The following is a 22,665-nucleotide window of genomic DNA, read 5'->3' on the forward strand; positions in this document are numbered from 1 at the left end:
CTGAATGTTATGATCAAGAGAGAGAAGAACAGGGCCGGGCCGACTTCAACGGCAGCCTCGGTAACAATTTGCCAGCGGTTGTCTCTGGTCAGGGGCGTTCGCTCGATATGTTTGTGCATGTTTTCAATCATGACAATCGCCGCGTCGACCATCGCACCAATTGCAATCGCGATACCCCCAAGCGACATGATATTGGCATTGATGCCTTGAGCGTTCATGACAATGAATGCAGCCAGAATTCCCAAGGGCAGGCTGAGAAGGATAACAAGCGCACTGCGGATGTGGAAAAGAAACAGCGCGCAGACCAGAAGCACGACGATGAACTCTTCGAGCAGTTTCTCTTTCAAAGTGTCAACGGCACGCTCAATCAGCGATGAGCGGTCATATGTGGTGACGATCTCGACCCCCTCAGGGAGGCTTTCCTTCAATGTCTCAAGTTTTTCTTTGACGAGATCGATCGTGCGCATGGCATTTTCGCCATAGCGCATGATAATTACACCGCCCACAGCCTCACCCTCGCCGTTAAGCTCACCAATTCCACGGCGAAGCTCCGGGCCAAGACGAATTTGCGCAACATCACGCAGCAGAATGGGCGTTCCTTTTTCGGTGACAGCTAATGGGATGACTTCAAGGTCCTTGATGCCTTTAATATAGCCGGAAGCCCGGACCATATATTCGGCTTCAGCCATTTCAATGACACGCCCTCCCGTTTCCTGGTTACCGCGCACAATTTCCGACTGGACTTTCTCCAGCGGTATTCCATAGGTACGGAGTTTTTCAGGATCGACCACGACCTGATACTGCTTCACCATACCGCCAATCGTTGCGACTTCTGATACCCCGTCTATGGTTTGCAGTTCATACTTCAGGAACCAGTCCTGTATGGATCGAAGCTGGGCAAGATCGTGGCCGCCCGTTCTGTCGACGAGCGCGTATTGGTAGACCCAGCCAACCCCCGTTGCATCTGGCCCAAGGGCAGAACGTGAAGCTGCGGGCAGGGTGGGGGCGACCTGCGAGAGATACTCAAGAACGCGAGAACGGGCCCAATACAGATCCGTCCCGTCTTCGAAAATAACATAGACAAAGCTGTCATTGAAAAAAGAGTAGCCACGAACCGTTACGGCGCCGGGTACGGCGAGCATCGCAGTGGTTAGCGGGTAAGTTACCTGGTCTTCGACAACTTGCGGAGCCTGACCTGGATAAGTCGTTTTGATGATGACCTGCACATCGGACAGATCGGGTATGGCATCCAGCGGTGTATTCTTGACCGTATATCCACCCCACACGGCGAGCATAATTGCAAAAAGAATGACCAAAAGGCGATTGCCAATCGACCAGCGTATGAGGCGAGCGATCATTGCTTGTCTCCCTTGTCCATACGCATTTTCTGGATATCGGAGAGGATGTAGTTGTCGTTGCTATCGGGTGTGACCAGAATGGTAATATCGACATGATCTCCCTTGGTTATGCCTTTGAGCAGGTCTGGCTTTGTGACAAATGACATTGTCATGGACGGCCAATCCAGTGCCGCTACGGGAGCGTGATCAATCGTTACCATGCCGTGCTCTTGCATGACTGAAACGACCGTCCCTTTCGTCTGTACTTCGCTGACCTGTTTCACATCGGGATTTTCTGACGAGAGCTCCATATTTGAGGCCGAACGCTCAGGTTCTCCCGGGGTCATTCTCAGAACCGTGCCGCGCAGACTGGCCTCTGAATCAAGAAGAAATTGCGAGGACACGACAATTGCCTCACCGGCACCAAGGCCAGAAAGGATTTCAATATCGTCGCCAATTTCCTGTCCTGAAACGACTTTCGCTGGCTGATAATGTCCGTCCCCCAAAGCCAGTATGACACGTTCCGTGCGGCCGGTTCGAATGAGCGCTTCGCGTGGAATGACCAGAGTGCCAGGCATATCCATCGCCGGCATGTCCGAGCCTGTCTCGACACGAAGACGCACAAACATATCGGGCCTGAGGAGGCCATCCGCATTGTCAAATCCGATACGAACTTGAACCGTTCGTGCCTTGGCATTTACGGTGGGGTAGATGTACTCAACCTTGCCTTTCCATTCGCGTCCAGGCATGCCGCTCATCCGCATGGAGACGTCTTGACCAGGATGCACTTGATGTACCTGGTCTTCAAATACGTCAGCAATTGCCCAGACAGATTTGAGATCAGCAATCTTGAGTACATTCATTCCGGGCTTTACGAAACCGCCTTCGCCAGCGCCCATCTGCGTAACAATACCGCTTCTGGGCGCATAGATATTCATCAGGCGCTCTGATCGTCCGCTCTTACGAAGGTCTTCAACCCCGCGTTCACTCATGCCCAGCGATAATAGCCGAGACCGGGTGGCAGAAATCAAATTCGTGCTGCCCATTCTGCTGGCCTGCAGATACTCATCCTGGGCGCTCACCAGCGGCCTGGAGTAAATCTGAAACAGAAGCTGCCCTTTTCTCACTTCATCACCGATGGCTTTGACGGGCATGTTTTCAATCCAGCCTTCGGTGCGCACGTCGACGACGGATGTGTTATCATCATCTATCTGAATGGTGCCGACAGTTTCAATTACCGGGAGAGACTTGCTCGTTGAAACAACCGCCGTTCTAACGCCAATATTGTTCTCAATGGTTGGATTGATGCGCACAAGGTTGCGGTCATCATCCGCCCCATCGTCATCGGCATAAACAGGGATAAGTTCCATTCCCATGGGAGACGTGCCTGGTGAATCGCTTCGGAAGCTTTTATCCATCGGCGCAACCCAATAGAGAGGCTGCTTTTCAAGTGCAGCTTGTGATGTCTGGGAAGGGTTCGGCGAATCTGAGAAATACAGCATGGCGACAATTCCGAACCCAAGTCCGAGTCCAAAAGCCGCCGTCAGGAACAATAATTTTGGCGCTCGCATGTTATTCTCCACTCAAAAAAAGCAGGTTGGCTTGAGCTTGCAGGCGATCAATCCGTAGTCTGCTCAAGGTCAATTCTATATCCAGGACGGCGAGCTCGGCGCGAACGAGTTCTGAAAAATCGGCGAGATTGTTGCCATAAGCAGTCATGGCAGCTTCACTTGTTTCTCTCGCCCGCCCGAGCACGTCGGATTCATAAAGATCGATCCGTTCGCCAAGACGGATATATTGAGCCCAGTTACGGCGCAGGGAGCGCTCGAGCTCCAGAGCCTGCGTATCGCGTTCGAGTTTTTGCGAAGAGCGCAAACGTTTTGCCGCGCTCAGGGCGTAATCTTTGTTCTTCTTCGAGAAAAGCGGGAGTGACACCGAAACGCCAATCGAGCCAAAGTCCGACCGCGAATCCCGAAGACCGTACTGTGCATCAAAGCTAAGCCCAGGCTTGTATTGCTCGGCTGCTATATCCACTTCGCGGCTCTTTGTATCCACACGGGCATCAAGTGCCTTCATAGAGGGGTGCATTGCCAATCGATCTCTTATCCCCTCTTCGCTTTGCACCATCGGGAGAACGGGGAACGCGGTTGAGAGATCTCTGGCTCCGTCCAGTCTTCCCAGGAGTCGTTCGAAGTTTGCTCTAGCGATGTCTTCATTACGATCGATATCGACGAGTTTCGCATCAAGCGACACCGTTTCGAGGTCAACCCGGAGAACGTCCTGCAGGGAAGAGCGTCCACTGGAATAAACGGCTTCGGCAACGCCTCCTAGCTCAGCCACTTTTTGCTGGCTTTCAAGCGTAAGCCTGCGCGCATCGCGCCAATAATAGAGTTCAAGCCATGTCTGGCGTGCGTCCAGTATGATTTGCTGTTCTCTTAGTGATTTTTCAAAACGAATACCTTTGGCCTGCGCGCTTTGTTTTTCACGCGTTAGCGATAAGGTTTGGCCCTTCGGAAGCTCCTGGCGCACACCAAATTTGAGCTGTGTCATGGGTTCGCGATTATAGTCAAAACTGGATAGCGGGAAATTGGCGACCTGGGCACTCAAGACCGGGTCGGGGAGCTGGCTGTCGGCGATCGCCCGATCTTCAAACGCCAGGGCCTTCTGCTCAAAAGCGCCGACGCTCGGGTCATTGACGCCCAGAGCCAAAGAAACTGTTTCCGGCAACGTCAAAGGAGTTTGCGCACTGGCAGCGGTGCCAGACAATAGGATAGTCAGAATGATGGGCAGCGCCGCCACGGTAGGCAGGAATATACGGAACATCGGATATTTTCCTCGAGTGAATAGAAAAACATTGCTAGGAGACGCGCTCACATTCGCTCTCAATGCAGGGTGAACGAGTTCATCATCGAGGAGGCGGCGGGGTCAACTGGACGAACATTCCTGATATCGCAAATGGTTCACATGCAAACTCAGTTGCTGCCCGGGCGTGCCTATGTTGGCCGATACCCGTCAATATGGCGGGTGACAGATTCGGGATCGAGCATGCTGTCGTACATCCAATGTCATCATCAGGGCACGGTTTTTGGTCGTCATCATCGCAGCAGTTATTGTGGTTGGTATCGTTTGGGTTATCAGCTGTATCTGCCATGTCGTTGGAAACGGCTTGATACTCAGAGTGAGATGCGCCAGCCATTTCCATCTGCATCGATCGGGTCGTTGTCTTTGCAAATGCAGGGGTGGCGAAGATGAAGACAAAGGCAAACAACAAACCGAAAAGGACGGTCCGTCTTTCTGTCAACTGATGTGAGTACAAATGGCTCATGTGAGAATTATTATTGCCTTTTGAGTTTATCGCGGAGTTCTGGTCCGAACAGAAATTGTCAGCAAGTCGTGAGTAGGCCAGGTGGTTGAGTGCCGCCGGAGCAGTCCAATCCGCCTTTCAGGTTGCCCGCATTCGGGCAGTTAGCCTCGTCTCGGGTTATTGTTCGCTGCCAAATGATTCATGTAGATAGGCCAGTACATCCTCGACATCATCGTCCGTAAGACTTGCGTTTCCGCCCTTTGCGGGCATCGGCATCCTCGAGCGCCGACCACGGAATCCGTTGGTGATATGGTCTTTGAGGACATCATCGTCTTGTGATAGCACGCCATTCGCCTTGTTGAAATCTGGCGTACCGGGAATGGTGCCTTTGCCGGTGGGGCCATGACATGCGACGCACGTCCCGGCATAGACTTCCTTGCCACGAGCCGCGTCAGATGTGTCTTGAGCCCCGGCGCCGGAAGCCAGGAACATAGCGCCGCTGGCAAAAAAGACGATGCAGAGGGTGCGTGGGAATCGTAAATTCATCGGAAAGACCCTTTCATGTGATCTTGTTCGCTAATTGTTGCTGGCTTGAAGAAATGCGCGAATGTCATCTGTGTCCGATGCGGGCAAATTGGCGCGTATTCGCATGTGCGTGACAGAGACGTCCCATTCTTCATCGGTCAGTTCGCTCGGCGAGCGCAAATTGTGGCATCTCGCGCAATTTTCGCTCCATGCTTTCGCACCGCGGACGATCTGCATTGGATCTGCCTCGGCGGCAGTTTCCGAGGTCGGGGGACCTTCGGCGACTGACCGTGAGGCAACGAGAAGACCGGCAACCAGTAGCGCAGCCGTCATGCCGAGGGCCGGGAGTGAAAAGAGTTTCATACCATCATCCTTTTTTGCAGATCAGAATCCATAGCCAAGCTGGAATTGAAGGCGGGTTTCACTTGGCACACCGGGCACCTTGTAATCGCGCCATTCCAGGCCGGCTTTCGTGACAATTGTCGGCGCCAGCCAATAATTCAGCCCGATATTGAGACGATTTTGTGCGTTCTCTTCTGCGAGCAGAGGATGCCCGCTAATGTCAAACTCACCATATCGGATGACGGGCTCCAATCTGTGAATGATGTCAGAGTCGGTCACATCAGACAGTCGATACGACAGTTGCCCATACCACGCCTCCATTTTCAATCGAGGCAGCAACAAGCCGAGTGGGTTATCATCAGTGACGCTCAATAACGTCCCTCGCTGTGAGTTGAGATATTCGAACCGCGCCGCGATCGGCCCTTTCGTATAGGCCGCGTCGACCCCCCAAAGCTCATATCGGGCGTCTTTAGGGCCCAACAGAAACAAGTTCATCATTCCCGATTCCATTGACTTTGGCCGTTAGATAGGAGCCCCCGAGTTCCAGGAATGGAAGCGGGAAAAAACCTATACGTCCGCCAACAGATTTATCGCTGTTATCGTCGGACCCGGTGCCTTTAAGAGCTACGCCTCCTTCAGACGTCGTACGGGGCCCGTTGCCGACCGCGACGACATAAGTGAAGCGGGTGTCGCCTGCTGGAATTGAACCACGCAACTGCACGCCCGTATCGCTCGACGGTTGCACACCATCGTGTCCGAATCCAGCGGGCGCCCCCTGAACCTTGTTGATCCAGCTTGGATGCAGGCGCTCCTGAAATTGCCCGATCGGACTGAGATACTTGCCTGCTATGAGAACAGCATAATCATTCAATATGAGATCGATCTGGGAATATTCGAGTTCACTCGTTGTCTCACCATCATTCGTCGTCGAATACTCAAACTCGCTCTCGAAGACGAGCAGATCCTTGTATTGAAAATGAAACGCTGGGTTGAGTTTTCCGCTCAAAAAACTATCCGATCCCGGCATATCTCCGCCTGCAAACCCGACATCGGCGTATCCGGCCAAATGCCATTTCGTATCGGGCGTCTCGCTCGGTCGGGTATTGTCCGCAATCAGATTCGTCTGATTTTCTACGCCTGCTATTCTGTCGACAGCATCGCGCGCAGTTGTCTCCGCTTTTGTCGCAGTCACGGATGACTCCAGAACCTTGGCTCGCAAGTCTCCCAGTTCAGCCTCAAGTTTTTCTATGCGCTCCAAAAGGGCGTGAGCCTGTTGATCGGCACCTGAATCCGATTGCTCGACTTGTGCGTTGGCCGATAGGACACCGGACAGCGCCGTTGCTGCAATCAACGTACGATAAAAAGTGGAATTCATGTTTCAGCCCTCGATCATCCGCGTGTTGTCTTCTTCAGCCTCAGGCAACTTCTACGCGTCAGATCATGGCACCCCTTAAAATGGATGACCTTTTCTGTTGCGGCCGGTTGGCGGTTCGCCAAAACGAGGAGGACGGAGCGGTGGGATACAGTTCTGGCAAGCGCGTTTGGCAGGACCACTGGTGCGGCTCACTTCCTCATTGCGGCCTGAAAATTTGCCCGCTACGCCAGTTGAACGGCCAACTCACGTCGCGCGAAACATGCTCGCAGAGGCATCCATCGTGCAGCCAGTATGGAAAGTCACCGACCGCGATTGATGCCAAATCACCGCCGGTCGGGCTATGGGGGCGATATACAGATTTGTATATCGCGCGCATGAGCCAGGCCAACTAGAACCCTTAGCAGAGAGATCTTGTTTCAAAACTGGATTTGAGGAGATACGTGCATGACGAAATCGAAATCAGCAATTGCGCTACTGATTGGTGGGGCTTTTACCCTTGGAATGGGCATGATGGCTTTTGCCGGGTCTGATCGTGACGACACCGATGACCAGGAGCAGGCCGCATTCCAGGCTGCCCCGATCGGCCTTGCCCAGGCGATATCGACAGCCGAAAGCCAGAGCGGGGGGCGGGCCATGTCGGCCGAATTCGAGATGGAAGACGGTTCAGGTGTTTTCGAGGTCGAACTTCTTGCTGCGGATGGCGCCGAAACCGAGATTCTTGTCGATGCGTCCACGGGTCAGGTCGTGATCGATCATGATGACAACGACAAGATGGAAGAGAAAGACTAGATTGTCCGATACGGCGCGGCTGCAGACGAAGGCGATGTGTCTGCAGCCGCACCGGTGTTGATTGGCGCGGGGGTTGGTTTTGAAAATACTACTTGTCGAAGATGATGCGGTCACGCGCGACTATGTCTGTTCCGGTCTGATCGGAGCGGGCCATGGAGTCGACTCTGTCGAGGACGGCATCGACGGTCTGGCCTTGGCCCTGCGTGGAGGTCACGATGCGATCATTCTGGACCGTATGCTTCCAGGCATGGATGGTTTGGCCATTCTCAAGGCCATGCGTGCAGCAGACCTGTCAACGCCTGTCCTGTTCCTTACGGCCGTTGGCGGTCTGGATGACCGGGTAGAGGGACTGGAGGCGGGTGCGGATGATTATCTTGCCAAACCGTTTGCCTTCTCGGAGCTGGCCGCGCGACTGGCCGCGATAGCCCGCCGGCCAAGCCTGGTATCCGAACAGACCAAACTGGTTGTTGCCGATCTTGAGCTTGACCTGATCCGGCGCACGGCAAACAGGGCAGGCCAGCAGATTGATCTCCTTCCCAAAGAATTTGCCTTGCTGGAGTATCTGATGAGAAGTGAAGGCCGCGTCCTCAGCCGCACGATGTTGCTGGAACACGTTTGGGATTTTCACTTTGATCCTCAAACCAGCGTCGTGGAAACGCATATCAGTCGTCTCCGCGCCAAGATCGACAGGCCGTTTGACTCACACCTTCTGTATACGGTCAAAAACATCGGGTATAGTCTTCGTGCGCCTGACTGAATGGTTGCGAAGCACCTATTTCCGGTTTGCGGTCCTCTTGGCCGTGACCTTCCTGATGGCGTACGCGATGGCCGCCTGGGTTGCCCTGGGGGTGATCGGCTCCGATCTGGACAGCCGCGTTGAGCAGGCTGCCGAATTGGCAGCTGAGCGTTTCGAGGATGCCTTCGAGCGTGGCGGGGAGGCGGAACTTGTCAGGGCGGTCGAGACGCGATCTGCATCGGCTGATCCGGATGATGAAGTCTATTGGCTTGGGCGACGCGACGGAGAATTGATTGCCGGACGACCGGTCAAGGCGCCGCTATTGCTCATGCCAGGCAATGTTGGCGGCAGTAAAATCAATGCCGATATCGGAGACCGGTACAGGCTCGCGACCCGCGACATCGGCGATACTCGACTGATTGTGGCTCTCAGCTTTGAAGAGCCCGATGCCATCCTGCATTCGGTGATTGGTGCATTTGCATTGGCGTCTCTGGCCAGTTTCCTGATTGCCGGATTGGTGGGCACCTTTGTGGGGCACCGGGCGCAGGCACGTTTGGACCGGATCGCCGATACGTTGCACCGTGTCGCGCTCGGCGACATGAAGGCACGCGTGCCGCTGCGCAACGCGCATGACGATCTTGGGCGCCTCTCCCTTGCCGTAAATGACGGCTTGTCACAGCTGGAAAATACCGTGGATGGGATCCGGCAGGTGAGTACGGATATTGCGCATGATCTGCGAACGCCCATCAACCGGCTCGAGATCACACTCGAACGCATGCGCGATGTTACACATGATGCCGCTGCCCTGAATGGGCTCGCCGATGACGCCAATGCACAGGCCAAACAGATTGCGACAACCTTTGATGCGCTGCTCCGGATAGCCCAGATCGAGGCGGGTGCCCGTAAATCGCGGTTCCAGGCGGTGTCACTCGCCGAAATAGCCGAGCGCCTTCATGAGGCGTACACGCCGGTAGCGGAGGAAGCGGGCCAGGCATTCGAGATTATCCATCGCTCACAAGCGGGAGACCTCGTCCTGGGTGACAGGGACCTCCTGACGCAGCTCTTTGCCAATCTTGTTGAAAACGCGATTCGCCATTGTCCGGCGCATGCCACAATCCAGATCGAAACGGGTACGGGCCTGAACGGGGTCTGGATCAATGTGCGTGACAATGGACCTGGTATTCCACAGGGCGAACGCGACCGTGTCTTGCGCAGATTCTATCGTGTCGAAAAATCGAGAACGACACCGGGTTCAGGGCTGGGGCTGGCGCTCGTCAAGGCAATCAGCGATTTGCATGGCGCGCGTCTGTCGCTCGATGACAATAAGCCGGGTCTGAGTGTGAGACTGGACTTCGTCCCATTTGATCGGGCTTTGATCCATGCTAGTTGAACAGGTATCACTTTCCGGTCGCGATGGGCTGCCTCGAAGTTCAGGGGAAGCCGCCTTATGACCAAGAAGCAGTCACTATCCTTCATTATGCCTGCCTTCATCCTGCTGGCCGCCTGCGCGATATCCACTGAGGCCAGGATGCCACTTGCCAGTGTGTCCGTACACGGGATGTCGCTCGAGCAGTTGGCTGAGGCGCAGTCGATCGAGCTGACAATGCCTCTTGCCCCGACCGCATTGGGTGCCATCGCTGTCCGCTCCAATCCTGACCTGAACGCGCTGCGTGCGCGTGAGAAGGTCGCCGAGGCGCAGGTTTTTGCGGCAGGGCTTTATCCCGATCCGACAGTTTCTGCAGGACTTGATTTCCCGACCAGCGGCGCCGGCGCGGTCACGGCCATCGCGGGCGGGATAGGTTACGATTTCGCGGCAATTGCCCGGCGCCCGATCGCCCTGCGCGCAGCCCGCGCCAATGTTGAGACTGTCCGAATGGACATCGCCTGGGCTGAATGGCTCACTGCAGAGCGGGCAAGCCTGTTGAGTGAGAGGATTGGCTATCTGAGCCGGATCAAGTCCCAGACGGCGCGGTTCCGGGCCCTGGCCGACAAGGAGCTGAAAAGCGTCCTCGACGCTGTCGCGCGCGGCGATCTGCCAGCGGCGGAGCTTGACGCACGCCGCATCGCCGCGACCGACGCGGCGGACCGGGACCGCACGGCAGAGCTCCAGTTGCGTTCGGCCCAACTGGATCTCAATCGTACGCTCGGGCTGGACCCATTCGAGCGTCTCGACGTCACGCCTCCTGCGCCACTGTCCGACAAGACGGTCGACTTTGAGATACTGGTCAGCTCGGCCCTCATGTATCGCGCAGATCTGGCTGGCATGCGGGCAAATTATGCCGCGGCTGGCGCGGCAGGAGAGGCCGCCCGGCTCAATGCCTTCCCGCTCCCGTCCCTGGGAATCAATGCGGCGCGCGATACAGGGTCGGTCGAAACACTCGGTCCAAGCCTTTCGTTCGTGCTGCCGATCTGGAATCGGGGGCGCGGCGATATCAGGTCGGCCCTGGCAACAGACGCGCAACTTCGCGCGGAATATGTGGCCCATCAGGAAACGATCAGGGCAGACATTGCGTCGGCACTTGCCGCGCTCGAAATCACGCGCAAGCAACGGGCCGACATCCTGCAGCAAATCGAGCCACTCGTCCGGCAGACAGAAGCCACGCAACAGGCCGCTGAGCGCGGCGACATTCCCGAAGCATCCTTCAACGCAGCATCGATGACACTGCTGGACAAGCAGATTACCGAGACGGCGCTGTCGCTCAGCATTCGGGAGCTCGAAAATGCGCTCGAAATATCAGTCGGCCGTCCGCTGGAGACACTGAAATGAGAATGACATCTACCCTTGCCGTCCTGACTGCGCTTGTCGCGGCCTGCGGCGCGCCGGCCGCCAAGACCCCATCGGATCCCAGCGCTCTGGTCACGACCGCCGCCGTGACGCGAGAGAACCTGCCCGAGATTGTGTCGGGCTTCGGCTCGATCGAATTCGATCCGGCCAGTCAGCACACGCTGAACGCCGAGATTGAAGCGCGGGTCATCGACATTCTCGCCGTGTCCGGAGATAGCGTTGACAAAGGCCAGGTCATTCTCCGGCTCGGTCCATCTTCCACCACCGGACTCGATCTCGTCAGGTTTCGGCGGGATGCAACGGCTGCACAAGCCGTGCTGGAACGCACTCAAAGACTGCGCAAGGATGGATTGGCAAGCGATGCCGATGTTGAGGCCGCCGCTGCGACCGCGCGTGACCTGGACCTCCAGGCTTCGAGCCTGGAAGCGCGGACAGGGTCTGTATCGATGCTGCGTTCGCCCATTGCGGGCATCGTGGATGCCCTCCTGGTCGAACCGGGTGATCTGGTGGCGCCGGGCGCCCAGATGGTGCGCGTCGCGTCCGCTGATGCCATCCAGGCGCGGATCGGATTGGAGATCGAGGACGCGACCCGCCTCAAGGCCGGTGACGCGGTCAGCCTGCAACCTCTCGATGGTTCCAAGAAGGCCGTGGAAACGGTCATTCGCAGCATTGACACACGGATAGATCCTTCAACCCGCATGGCAGCCGCCCTGGTTGCGGCGCCGCCGGGAAACGGGCTTTTGTCAGGCGAGGCGGTCAAGGCAGAGATGGTTGCCGAAATTCACCAGGACGCCATCACTGTACCACGCCAAGCTGTGTTCCAGGACGAGTCCGGTGCCTACGTCTTTATCGATGATAACGGGACGGCACGGCTACGTCATATCGAGGCCGGCATTCAGAGCCGTGACAAGACCGAAGTCCTGTCCGGCCTTGAGACAGGAGAGGCCGTCATCCTGGAAGGGGGAGCCATCCTGTCCGATGGCATGAAGGTCAGGACCGATGGCGCCATAAGAGAGGCCGCGCAATGAGTGCCTGGCTGTCGCGTCAGACGCGTTTCGTTCTGGCTGCCTTTCTCATTCTGACCGCCGGCGGCGCTTTCGCGCTGTTGAACCTGCCGGTGAGCCTGTTTCCAACGATACAGTTTCCGCGCATCAGCGTATCGCTTGATGCAGGCGACCGGCCGGCAGACCTCATGGTCACCCAGGTAACCCGGCCTGTCGAGGAAGCCCTGCGCGCCGTTCCTGGCGTTCGCAACGTCCGCTCGCAAACGACCCGGGGGTCGGCCGAAGTGTCCGTAACATTCAACTGGGGGCAGGACATGACGTCTGCCGCACTTCAGGCTGAGTCCGAAGTTGCGCGGCTCGCGCCGTCACTCCCACCGGGATTTGCGTTCAATATCAGACGAATGGATCCGACGATTTTTCCGGTCCTGGGTTATTCTGTGACGTCGAAGACAGACTCCCTCGTCTCCTTGAAGAATTTTGCCCTATACGACCTTCGTCCGCTTCTCGCTTCGGTCAATGGTGTCGCGGAAGTCTCGGTCCTGGGCGGCAGGGATTCGGAGTACCAGGTGATTGTGGACCCGATACGGCTGCAGGCGCTCGGGCTGTCGGTCGACGATGTCGATACAGTTCTCGGTTCCGGAAACCTGGTTGCTGCATCCGGGCGTTTCGAGGACAGGTCGCGTCTCTTCCTGACGATTGTCGATGATCGCCTGAACTCGATTGAGGATATCGGGGGCATCGTGTTGAAGTCGGCGGGAGGCGCGGTGGTAAATCTTGATGATGTCGCCGAGATCCGCTTGTCGACTGCGCCCGAATGGACCCGTGTCACAGCCGATGGCGAAACAGCCGTATTGGTCAATATAAGGCAGGCACCCGACGCGAACTCGCTGGCGCTGACCGATCAGGTCAAGGCGATATTCGCCCGTGAGGCGCACCGTTTCCCGGCGGGCGTAAGAATTACTCCCTATTATGACCAGTCCGACCTGGTGAGATCAGCGGCAAAAAGTGTCCGCGATTCCATTTTGATCGGCACCCTTCTGGCGGGCGTGGTTCTCTTCCTCTTCCTGCGAAGCTTCCGGTTTGTTCTGGTCGTCGCGATCTTGCTGCCGGCGGTCCTTGCCTCGACGGCGCTGCTGTTGATGGCATTCGGGCTCAGTCTCAATATCATGACGCTCGGTGGCATGGCGGCGGCTGTGGGACTGATCGTTGATGATATCGTCGTCATGCTTGAACACATAACGCGTCGTCTGAGCGACGCGACGATCAGTGTTCTCGAGGCCGCCGGCGAGATGGTGCGGCCGCTTGTCGGTTCGTCCATGGCCACGATCGTCGTGTTCACACCCCTCGCATTCCTGAGCGGTGTGACAGGTGGCTTTTTCAAGGCGCTGGCCGTCACGATGGCTGCGTCGCTCGCATTCTCCATGCTTTATGCCATGGCGGTTGCGCCTCTTCTGGCCTTGCGGTTTGCAAAAGTGGAAGATGCCGAGCGCGCCGAACGGTCAAATGGCTGGCTGAAATGGCTGAGCAACGCGTATGGGCGTGCGATGCAGTGGCCTTTGCATCACGCCCGGCTAATGGCTGGACTTCTCGTCGGTGTGGCCGTCCTGATTGGCGGTTTCTCGGCCACGCGCGTCACATCGGGCTTTATGCCGCAAATGGATGAGGGCGGATTCGTACTCGATTATTTTGCGCCGCCCGGACTGTCGCTGACCGAAACAGACCGGCTTGTCCTCCAGATGGAAGACATCATCCGGTCCGTTCCCGAGGTCGCAAGCTATTCCAGGCGGACAGGCCTGCAACTGGGCGGTGGGCTGACAGAGGCCAATGAAGGCGACATGTTTGTCAGGCTCAAGCCCATGCCAAGACGGCCGATCGAAGACATCATGCAGGAGATTCGCGCCCGCGTGGAAACGGATATTCCGGGTCTTTCAATCGAAACTATCCAGCTCATGGGAGACCTGATCGGCGATTTGACGGCCGTTCCACAGCCCATTGAAGTCAAATTCTATTCGAACAATCCTGCCGCAATGGCGCAAGCCGCTGACCTGGCCGTCTCTGCCCTGGACCGCGTTCCGGGCGTGGTTGAAGTTGCAAAATCCGACCGGGTCGCAGGGGATGCGGTGACGGTCTCTCTGGACCGGGCCCGCCTGGCGCTCGAAGGCCTTGATGCTGCTTCTGCTGCGACACAGATAGAGGCGCTGATCGGCGGCCATCTTGTCGGCAGTATCCAGTCGGGTGAGCGGATTATCAATGTCAGGGTCTGGAGCCCTGAAAACATCAGGGACAGGGTCGAAGCGATCGAAGCGCTCATGCTGCGGTCCAGGAGCGGCACGCTGCTTCCATTGAGCCGGGTCGCACAGGTCAGTATTGCGACGGGGCAGTCCCAGATCAGCCGCGAGAACCTGCAACCCATGACGGCTGTGACAGGCCGCCTGGAGGGGCGCGATATGGGGTCCGCGATGCGCGATGTGACCAAGGCGATGAAGGCCGTCGCCTTGCCCGCAGACGTCAGATACGAATTCGGCGGATTATTCGCAGAACAGCAAAGATCGTTCCGTGATCTCATCACCGTATTCGGCGCCGCCTTCATCCTGTCAGGTCTTCTCCTTGTCTTCCTGTTCAGGGACATGTCGCAGGCGATCTCTGTCCTGGGCGTGGTCGGGCTGACCATACCGGGCGTCCTGGCGGGGCTTGTCCTGACCGGGACTGAAATGAACATCGCGGCCATGATGGGACTGACGATGGTCATTGGCATTATTGCGGAGCTTGGCGTGTTCTATTTTGCTGAACTGCCCGAGGGCGAGGTGGGATCAGGCCATCGCATAGACGCCGGGCGCGCCAGGTTGAGGCCGATCCTGATGTCAGCCCTGATTGCCATACTCGCGCTTGCGCCACTGGCGCTCAAGATCGGTGAGGGGTCGGCATTGCTGGCTCCCATGGCGGTGGCCATCATCTGTGGCCTGATTGTTGGTGCTCCATTGGTACTCATCGGCGGACCTGTCATTCATGCGGCACTTGCGCCGAGAAAAAGAGCCCTGCCGCCTGCTGGTTCATGAGCGGCGCTCCATGCCTGCAAGCCAGGACAGCCAGACCGCCCCGCGGGACGGCAATGAAAGCACAGGAAACGACGTGACTGATCCGGAAGATACGGCATCTTCGCGACCGCGCACATCACGGCCTGTGAGCATTGTGCGGGCCGGGCTTGCCGGGTGCGGCATCATCCTGGTCCTGATCGGTATTCCGATCGGTATTCTGACACCTTTCCCAATGGTGCCGATCGGTCTTACGGTTGCGCTGTCGGGCATTGCGCTTGTTGCGCGCAATTCTGATTCAGGGCGGGCGTGGCTGGCGCGAATGATTGATCGGCACCCACGGTTTCAGAGCATGCTGCCCGACTGGCTGCGCTCCCTGATATTCGGCGAACCTTGGCGTGACGCCGTCAGTGACGATTGAGCGGGGCAGGGGCTGGTTCCGTTTGACCGGCCTGAATGCCTGCCTGATTTTGCGCATGGCGGGTGTCGGTGTTCCGACCAATGTCCCTGGCGAAACATGCATTCAACCGCGCCACGTCCGAAATATACAAATCTGTATCATTGGCGAGATATCCGAGGGAACTGGACAGTATATGGGTTACCAATCGATCTTCGCACTGAAGGCGCTCATCTGATTGGAACGTTCAATGACTTACAACCTCCCTGGTTTGCGGAGCTGTTTTACCGCCCTCACGACATTGGCCGTCGTATCGGCCTGCGGAAGCCCTGTGCAAAATCCCAAAGCCGCTGCGGCAACAGAATCAGCCGCCGATGCCATGCATACAGTCCCTCACTCGCAGGTATTGGCCACGTCAAAAACGGCCGACTCAGCTGAAATATTCGAAGCCCTTGGCGAACAGGCATTCACGGCAGGTCCCGATGAATTAGCCCTGTTGGTAGGGACCGCGTCCCAGACCGCACATGGTCTCGGCGGCCTTATGCCGGGGGATATTTCCCAGCAGCTGGATGGGCAGATGATGGCCATTCGCGAGGCCGTCACAAGGGATGACAGGGCTGGCATTGCTTTGTCGGCTGTCGAAGCGTTCCGGCTCGTCGTATCCAGGTTTCCTCCGGATACCCGTATTCCGCTTCCTGTGAGTTACCTCGACTATGCCGGCTTCAGGATGCAGGCGGACCTGAAATCAGTGCCCATTCGCTGGGAGGATGCGGACGCCGCAATGGCGTATGCAAGAGAACAATGGTCGGCGGTCGAGAGCCGGGTCAAGGATGAGAACCTTCGCGTGAGGTTTGTGAATGAACTCGCAGCGCTGGATAGCGCACTGGTTAAGCGAGACGCAGTTGCAGCATCTGCCGCGGTCATTGTTGAGCTTGATTCCGTTGACGCACTGGAATCAGATTTTCAATCGCAATGAGGCCGAGCTACGTACCTGCCTACGTCAAAATTCAAGGTGATTGAGACGGACTCGACTGCCTCGCGGATCACGACACCCAGATTGGGCGACTTGGCTGACAAAAAAACGTATGACGGGGTCGTTTGACACCCGAGAGACCGGTTGAGGGGCACTGGATTATCATACTGCTCCAACGTCATATCAGAGCTGTCACTGAACTGGTCTTGCAAACTCAAAATTGCAGAACATTGTTCACCCAGATGAACGTTGATGAGTATGGTCGCGCCCCTGATGCTCCGCTGAATACGACCAAGGCAGATCGCGCCCAAACATTGCCACGGCAACGGCGACGCATTTGTGAAGGCACCGCTACAGGTGATGCTCACCAATCGGCAGTAAGCGCGTCAAATATAAAAGGCTTCACCACATCAAAACTCACAGCCGTCTGATCCAACTCCCATCGTTCGAGATGCGGCAGAGACGCCATATTCCGCGGCCCATTTGTGCTTCTGTGCACTAGAAAATGCACTAAATCGCCAAATAAAAATAAAAGTGTAATGCTAACAAGGTGCGATGGCGGAGGAGGAGACCTTATAACCTTCGTTCGCACATGATCGCCGTAGATTACATCGCTCTGTTTTCAATGAAATTTCTCAGATATTTGTTCGTGCGCGTTCGGTGATATTCGCCTATACTCGCTCCACAGTGTGGGCCCAAATGTGGGGCCACGTGTGGAACCAGAAGCAGGACATGGGCAAACTTACGGCACTTTCGGTCAAGGCGGCGACACAGCCAGGACGTTACCAGGACGGTGATGGCCTGATGCTGGTCGTTAAGCCTTCAGGCTCACGTGCCTGGATGGTGCGCGCGCAGGTGAATGGCGTCCGCCGCGACTTCGGCCTCGGCTCAGCCAAGGACGTGACACTTGCCGAAGCGCGGTCGAAAGCAGCCGGCATCCGGAAGCTGTATCAAAGCGGCGTTGATCCCGTCGCGGCGCGCCGCGCTGCTCTTGCTGCTCTCAATGGAATCCCCACGTTCGCGGCGGCGGCTGAGATTGTCCATGAAGAGCACACGAAGGGATGGCGTAATGCGAAGCACGAGGCCCAGTGGATCTCGTCCTTAAAAGCCTATGCGTTCCCGGCCATCGGAGATTTCCGCGTGGATGAGATCGACGCCGCAATGATCCGCGACATGCTCATTCCGATATGGCTTGAGAAGCCTGAGACGGCCCGGCGTGTTCGCCAACGCGTCGGCACGGTGCTCGATTGGGCGCATGCCAAAGGCTACCGCAATTCCGATGCGCCCATGCGTGCGGTGAGCAAAGGGCTGCCGCGCCAACCCAAGCGCGATAGCCATTTCGCGGCGATGCCGTATAGCGAAATTCCAGATTTCATAAAAGGCCTGCCCGAAGAGCCAAGCGCTGGGAGACTCGCTTTGCTGTTTGCTATCCTCACCGCTGCGCGGTCCGGTGAAGTTCGCGGCGCGACATGGGAGGAAATGGACACCGAGGCGGCGACGTGGACGGTTCCAGCCGAGCGCATGAAGGCGCGCCGCGAGCATATTGTGCCTTTGTCGTGCGCCGCTCTGGACCTACTAAGCGATGCCTCGACATTGCGGACTGGCCGAAAAGGGGAGCCCGTTTTCCCCGGCATACGCGGCAAGCCCCTGTCGGACATGACGTTGACCAAAGCACTGAGGGATGCCGGGGTCGCGAAAGCAACGGTGCATGGCTTCCGCTCATCTTTTCGCGACTGGGCCGCTGAGATGACAGCCACTCCGGGCGATGTGGTGGAGGCGGCGCTGGCCCATACGATTAGCAACCGCGTGGAGGCGGCCTACCGCCGTACAAATTACCTCGATAAGCGGCGCAAGCTGATGGATGCATGGGCGGCATTCCTCATGGATTGCGGGTCAAGTGTCATCTCAATCGCTGGGAGGAGGCGGCCATGAGCGCTGAGACGATAGATGCAGAGGTTGAACATTGGATTCACCCGAAACAGGCACTGCAAATCCTGCGGCAGGCTAAATTCGATAATCCAGAGCAGCAACTCAGGCAGCATTTCAGACTTGGCGACATTAGAGCCAAAGCCCAGCGCCTGACTAACAGTGCGCAAACCGCATATGATTGTGCCTTGCCAACCATTTTCTGGAGGAATGGTACGGAGCACAACATTGATTGGGGTGCGGCCCAAATAACGTCCGGCTCGATATCGCAGGATTCAAGCGTGTATTACGCAGAGGCCTACGACGTGCGCCTGTGTAAGGCGGATGTCGATAAAATTGCAAAACCTGAGTGCAAGACCAATCAGCGCAAAGAAAAGGCGCTGCCCCGCATGTCCGACGAGGATGTGAAAAACTGGCTCAGGGATAACGAGGCATTCGTCAATGATGGTACACAAAAGATTATCATTCCTGCTCTGCAAAAAGCGTTCCCTAGCCAGCAAAGATCCCGTGACGATTTGAGATCATTGATCAGAGAATTTAAAGGCCCCACGAAACCAGGTCCAAAACAGCGAAACTAATTAGGCTGAGATTTTCGCCGCGCAATAGCCGCACAAATTGCCGCCGAATTCCGCCAAAGACATGTTCGTCCTTGAACCCGCCAGTGTGCGGGCAGTCGCAAAGGAACGAATGTATGCACCAGATCGCAACATCAGTGAACGACGCTGCCAAGGCGCTGAGCCTGGGCCGGACTTCAATTTACGAACTCATCAAGAATGGACAGCTTGAGACCGTCAAGCTCGGACGCCGAACGCTTGTGAAGGTCGATTCCCTTCACCGTCTCGTCGGGAGTGTGGCCCATGACCAAAGAGATTGATGGCATATCCTGCCCAGATCTGGAGATGGTGCATTTGCGTCGAGCCGTCGAGGCAGTTGAGACAGTGACGAAGGCGCGCAAGCGTGACTTTCGCCGCCGATTTGGCCGCCTGTACGGCGACATACTTTTTGGGCTCTCCGCCTTAAGTCCAAGTCTTTTGGATGTACGGAGGCCGGAAGGCTCAGGCATTCCTGCGATACCTCACGGATCGGGCGACGCCGAAGGCGAAAAGAATGAGGTGCACTCATGCCCGACAAAGCAAATATGATTTCCTCCGCTGCTGGGAAACTGTGCTCCGCAGCGATTGATAAGCTTGCGAGCAGCGGAATCTCAAGAGCCCAGGCAGAGCGCGCAGGACTTTACAGCGTTGCGAGCGCCCATGAAGACCTGAACCCAGAGTTTGCCAAGTTGCCCGCGCTTGTCATTCCGTACCATGACCAATCCGGCAAACCTGTCTTCTTTGACCGGAATGGCGAGAGACTTCCATTCGTCCGAGTCCGCTACCTCGCCGAACCTGTCGCCAAGGGTTTTGTGAGGAAGAAGCCGCAAAGATATGCGCAACTCAGGGCAAGCGGCACCTTCGCCTATTTTGCGCCTTGCGTGGACTGGCGATCCATCGCCGCCGACACTTCCGAACCGGTTGTGATCGTAGAAGGTGAACTCAAGGCGCTGAAGGCTTGCATCGAAGGTATTCCGACAATTGGCCTGGGCGGAGTCGACAATTTCCGAAGCCAGCGGGGTGGCGGGGCATGATCCAATCCCAATTGCTACCCGAACTACAGGAATTCCATTGGGCGGGCCGTGACGTAAACATCGTCTTCGACTCAGACATTGCCGAGAAGGCGCGCGTCCAGGATGCCGAGACCCGTCTGGCGACCGAGTTGAGCAGCCGCGGTGCGCGCATCTTCAAAGTTCGCCTGCCACATGGCCATGCAGGCGAAAAGATCGGAGTGGACGACTATCTGCTAACCCACTCGGCCGATGAACTCGTGGATTTGATCAACGCGACTCAGGTATCTGAAGGGGGTTACAAACAACCTATCGCGCTGCAAGACCTCATCGCTTCAGATTATCCGCCAACGTCGTGGACGTGGCAAGATTTCATCCTCAAGGGCGAAGTCAATCTACTCTATGGAGACGGAGGCGTCGGCAAGTCTTTGCTCGCACTGCACGCCGCCATTGCGGTTTCGGCGGGTGAACCATTGTGCGGCCGGCCGACGCAAACCATGCCCGTTCTGGGCCTGTTTGCCGAGGACGGAGAGGCAGAGATGCAGCGGCGTGTCCGGACTATCCTGCACGATCGCGGACTGGCCACTGACGCGGACTTGCCAATCCGACTCTGGTGCCAGCCTGGTGAAGAGACCTTGCTCGCGATCATAGAAGATACCGGCATCGTGAAGGAACAACCGCGCCTTCACGCCCTTCGAGCTGAACTGGCGAGCATCGGACAGCCTGCGTTCGTCATTCTGGACGGGTTTGCTGATCTGTTTGCCCTCAACGAGAGCCTGAGACTTCCCGTTAACGCCGCCCTGAAGCGCGTCCTTGGCGGGTTGTGCCGGGATTTCGGGGCGACGGTGCTCGTGCTTGCTCACCCGTCCAAGGCGTCCATGGCGGATGGCACGAACTACAGCGGCTCGACGGCGTTTAACAACGGTGTGCGTCAACGTCTCAATCTCGAACTTGCAACGATAGACCGAGACGCGGTGTCATGTGTTGCACCGCCCCGCATCCTGAAGGTTGCGAAGTCCAATTACGGCGCACTTGAGGAATTGCCGCTCTGGTTCAGCGGGTACTCGATTGACGTGAAGCCAAGCGGCCCGGTGCTGAGTGTTGACGATGAGCGCAGCGCCGTTCTGAAGGCAATGTTGCAGCTGATCGACCGGGGCGTCAGGGTCATCAATCGCAACGGCGCGGCGGGCGACGCTCGCACGCTTCAGGACTTCACCAAGACCGTCAATGAGGCGGTGAGCCTGTCCTTGCCTTGGAGGCGTGTGAAGGACCATCTGCGCTACCTGGTGGACGATGGGCAGTTAGCTTACCGCGAAGCCGACAAGTCCACGCGGCCACATGTCAAAGCCGCCTTCGTACGGGGGATCAAATGTCCATTGTAAAGCCAGCAGGCGGCACATCATGCAGCCCGCAAACCCGTGTCCGCAGCCCAGTCCGGAGCCTGTCCCGTGCTGGTGTCCGGAGGGTGTCCGCAGCCCTGTCCCAAGCCTGTCCGCAGGGTGTCCGCTCAACACCCCCATACCCCCTCGTCACTCGGGACAGCCCGGATGGGCAACCCGTTGCCGAAACCGGCACGCTGCGCACGGGCCGTAATTGGCTACGTGCGATCCGGTTCATCTGCTTCGCCGTGGCTTGCGCAATGGTTGGAGGGTTCAAATGACCGAGGCAAACCCGCCTGTGCAACGGAAAAACGTATCGTCCGGCTCTCTCACCGACCGCCAAGCTGCCTTCGTGCGCGAGTATGTCGATGCTGGCGCGAAACCCGGCGCAGGCGCCAAGGCCGCTCTGGCGGCAGGCTATGCCAATGGTGATCCGATTGCCGCGCGGGTGCGGGCGTCGGAGCTACTGCGTAACCCAAAGGTGCTTTCAGCCCTGCGAGACGAACTGACGCGCAAGCTGAACGCCGCTGCGGCCCTGGGTGTGGGCGTCCTGATAGACCTTGCGGAGAACGCGCCGCCATCGGTGAGGCTTCAGGCGGCGAAGGAGCTGGTTGACCGGGGCTATGGGCCGGTGATGTCAAGAAACGCGCATGTCGTGGCGGCAACGTCGATTGACGCCCTCATCATGCGGCTTTCACAGGAAAACCCGATGCCGGTTGAAGAAGAGTTCTCGGAATTGGAAGTGGACTTCGAATGAAGGGTAGGCGGCATTAAATTGACCGGGGGGGGGGTGGTTCTTTTTGTTTGTTGCATACTTTTGTGAGGCGCGCGTTCGCGACAGGGGAGAAAATCGCAAAAAGCAAAAACGGAATGTCGAATCCCGATAAAGCTCTCAACAGAGTTGATTGGAGTTGTGGTCATGTTCAAGTCACTAATGATTGTCGCGCTCGTCGCGATAGCGGGTCGAGCGTCATCCCAAGCGCAGATTAATGTGAGTTATTTTCTAGTAGAAGATCAAAAAGACACATGCGGTTTTGACTTCGAGAAGGCACTTAGATTTGCGACGTTTGAGCTGAACGACGACCATTCAACAAACCAAGCTTATAAAATCGTTGATACAGAAGAGATGTAAGCGTCCGGCGTTGACGCCCTTGACCT

The 22,665-nt window shown here is 57.0% G+C and carries 23 protein-coding genes; 16 read left to right on the forward strand and 7 right to left on the reverse strand.

The window, feature by feature from the left end:
• From HOC_RS17915 to HOC_RS17945, 7 genes are all read right to left on the reverse strand, one after another.
• Nucleotides 1-1,358 (reverse strand): efflux RND transporter permease subunit (locus tag HOC_RS17915; protein WP_035541142.1); only part of this gene is annotated, 1,358 nt, incomplete at its 3' end.
• Entirely contained in the window at nt 1,355-2,908 is a 1,554-nt protein-coding gene (locus HOC_RS17920; RefSeq protein ID WP_051625068.1) for an efflux RND transporter periplasmic adaptor subunit, read from the reverse strand. The genes HOC_RS17920 and HOC_RS17915, both read right to left, overlap by 4 nt.
• Nucleotide 2,909: 1 nt before the next feature.
• Complete coding sequence (locus tag HOC_RS17925; RefSeq protein ID WP_035541143.1) at nt 2,910-4,160, reverse strand: TolC family protein; 1,251 nt, start codon at nt 4,158-4,160, stop codon at nt 2,910-2,912.
• 658 nt (nt 4,161-4,818) lie between these two features.
• On the reverse strand, nt 4,819-5,187 hold the full coding sequence (locus tag HOC_RS17930; protein WP_051625069.1) for a c-type cytochrome: 369 nt from the start codon (nt 5,185-5,187) through the stop codon (nt 4,819-4,821).
• Between the two features lie 30 nt (nt 5,188-5,217).
• Entirely contained in the window at nt 5,218-5,529 is a 312-nt protein-coding gene (locus HOC_RS17935; RefSeq protein ID WP_035541144.1) for a cytochrome c family protein, read from the reverse strand.
• A gap of 21 nt (nt 5,530-5,550) precedes the next feature.
• Nucleotides 5,551-6,006, reverse strand: coding sequence for a hypothetical protein (locus HOC_RS17940; protein ID WP_035541145.1), 456 nt, complete (start codon nt 6,004-6,006; stop codon nt 5,551-5,553).
• Entirely contained in the window at nt 5,978-6,883 is a 906-nt protein-coding gene (locus HOC_RS17945; RefSeq protein WP_035541146.1) for a hypothetical protein, read from the reverse strand. The genes HOC_RS17940 and HOC_RS17945 overlap by 29 nt, the downstream gene beginning before the upstream one ends.
• Before the next feature lie 444 nt (nt 6,884-7,327).
• Here HOC_RS17945 and HOC_RS17950 point away from each other — a divergent pair, with 444 nt between their 5' ends.
• The 16 genes from HOC_RS17950 (at nt 7,328) to HOC_RS18025 (ending at nt 22,639) form a co-directional block, all read left to right on the forward strand.
• On the forward strand, nt 7,328-7,672 hold the full coding sequence (locus HOC_RS17950) for a PepSY domain-containing protein (protein WP_035541147.1): 345 nt from the start codon (nt 7,328-7,330) through the stop codon (nt 7,670-7,672).
• 79 nt (nt 7,673-7,751) lie between these two features.
• A complete protein-coding gene (locus HOC_RS17955) occupies nt 7,752-8,429 on the forward strand; it encodes a winged helix-turn-helix domain-containing protein (RefSeq protein ID WP_035541170.1) in 678 nt (225 codons plus the stop codon).
• Nucleotides 8,416-9,798: a sensor histidine kinase gene (locus tag HOC_RS17960; protein ID WP_051625070.1), complete on the forward strand. Its 1,383-nt coding sequence runs from the start codon at nt 8,416-8,418 to the stop codon at nt 9,796-9,798. The genes HOC_RS17955 and HOC_RS17960 overlap by 14 nt, the downstream gene beginning before the upstream one ends.
• A 57-nt stretch (nt 9,799-9,855) precedes the next feature.
• Nucleotides 9,856-11,175 (forward strand): TolC family protein, encoded by a 1,320-nt coding sequence (locus HOC_RS21540; protein ID WP_051625071.1) that lies wholly within the window; start codon nt 9,856-9,858, stop codon nt 11,173-11,175.
• A complete protein-coding gene (locus tag HOC_RS17970) occupies nt 11,172-12,221 on the forward strand; it encodes an efflux RND transporter periplasmic adaptor subunit (RefSeq protein WP_084146439.1) in 1,050 nt (349 codons plus the stop codon). Before HOC_RS21540 ends, HOC_RS17970 begins: the two co-directional genes overlap by 4 nt.
• Nucleotides 12,218-15,253 (forward strand): efflux RND transporter permease subunit, encoded by a 3,036-nt coding sequence (locus tag HOC_RS17975; RefSeq protein ID WP_035541150.1) that lies wholly within the window; start codon nt 12,218-12,220, stop codon nt 15,251-15,253. The genes HOC_RS17970 and HOC_RS17975 overlap by 4 nt, the downstream gene beginning before the upstream one ends.
• A gap of 10 nt (nt 15,254-15,263) precedes the next feature.
• The gene (locus HOC_RS17980) at nt 15,264-15,650 is read left to right on the forward strand and encodes a hypothetical protein (protein ID WP_051625072.1); all 387 of its coding nucleotides are present in this window, start codon (nt 15,264-15,266) and stop codon (nt 15,648-15,650) included.
• A gap of 226 nt (nt 15,651-15,876) precedes the next feature.
• On the forward strand, nt 15,877-16,602 hold the full coding sequence (locus HOC_RS17990; RefSeq protein WP_156950535.1) for a hypothetical protein: 726 nt from the start codon (nt 15,877-15,879) through the stop codon (nt 16,600-16,602).
• 729 nt (nt 16,603-17,331) lie between these two features.
• Nucleotides 17,332-18,531 (forward strand): tyrosine-type recombinase/integrase, encoded by a 1,200-nt coding sequence (locus tag HOC_RS17995; RefSeq protein WP_035541175.1) that lies wholly within the window; start codon nt 17,332-17,334, stop codon nt 18,529-18,531.
• On the forward strand, nt 18,528-19,103 hold the full coding sequence (locus tag HOC_RS18000) for a hypothetical protein (RefSeq protein ID WP_035541156.1): 576 nt from the start codon (nt 18,528-18,530) through the stop codon (nt 19,101-19,103). Before HOC_RS17995 ends, HOC_RS18000 begins: the two co-directional genes overlap by 4 nt.
• Nucleotides 19,104-19,216: 113 nt before the next feature.
• Nucleotides 19,217-19,399: a helix-turn-helix domain-containing protein gene (locus tag HOC_RS18005; RefSeq protein ID WP_035541158.1), complete on the forward strand. Its 183-nt coding sequence runs from the start codon at nt 19,217-19,219 to the stop codon at nt 19,397-19,399.
• Nucleotides 19,383-19,667 carry a hypothetical protein gene (locus HOC_RS22235; protein WP_156950536.1) on the forward strand — a complete coding sequence of 95 codons (285 nt, stop codon included), beginning with the start codon at nt 19,383-19,385 and terminating at the stop codon, nt 19,665-19,667. The genes HOC_RS18005 and HOC_RS22235 overlap by 17 nt, the downstream gene beginning before the upstream one ends.
• The gene (locus HOC_RS18010) at nt 19,646-20,152 is read left to right on the forward strand and encodes a DUF3854 domain-containing protein (RefSeq protein ID WP_035541160.1); all 507 of its coding nucleotides are present in this window, start codon (nt 19,646-19,648) and stop codon (nt 20,150-20,152) included. Before HOC_RS22235 ends, HOC_RS18010 begins: the two co-directional genes overlap by 22 nt.
• Entirely contained in the window at nt 20,149-21,510 is a 1,362-nt protein-coding gene (locus HOC_RS21545; protein WP_051625073.1) for an AAA family ATPase, read from the forward strand. Before HOC_RS18010 ends, HOC_RS21545 begins: the two co-directional genes overlap by 4 nt.
• Nucleotides 21,511-21,784: 274 nt before the next feature.
• Nucleotides 21,785-22,264 carry a terminase small subunit gene (locus HOC_RS18020; protein ID WP_035541162.1) on the forward strand — a complete coding sequence of 160 codons (480 nt, stop codon included), beginning with the start codon at nt 21,785-21,787 and terminating at the stop codon, nt 22,262-22,264.
• 162 nt (nt 22,265-22,426) lie between these two features.
• Complete coding sequence (locus HOC_RS18025) at nt 22,427-22,639, forward strand: hypothetical protein (protein WP_035541165.1); 213 nt, start codon at nt 22,427-22,429, stop codon at nt 22,637-22,639.
• Nucleotides 22,640-22,665: the final 26 nt, after the last annotated feature.

Origin of the sequence: Hyphomonas oceanitis SCH89 (genome assembly GCF_000685295.1) — a bacterium.
In the GTDB taxonomy this organism is placed as follows: Bacteria; Pseudomonadota; Alphaproteobacteria; order Caulobacterales; family Hyphomonadaceae; genus Hyphomonas; species Hyphomonas oceanitis.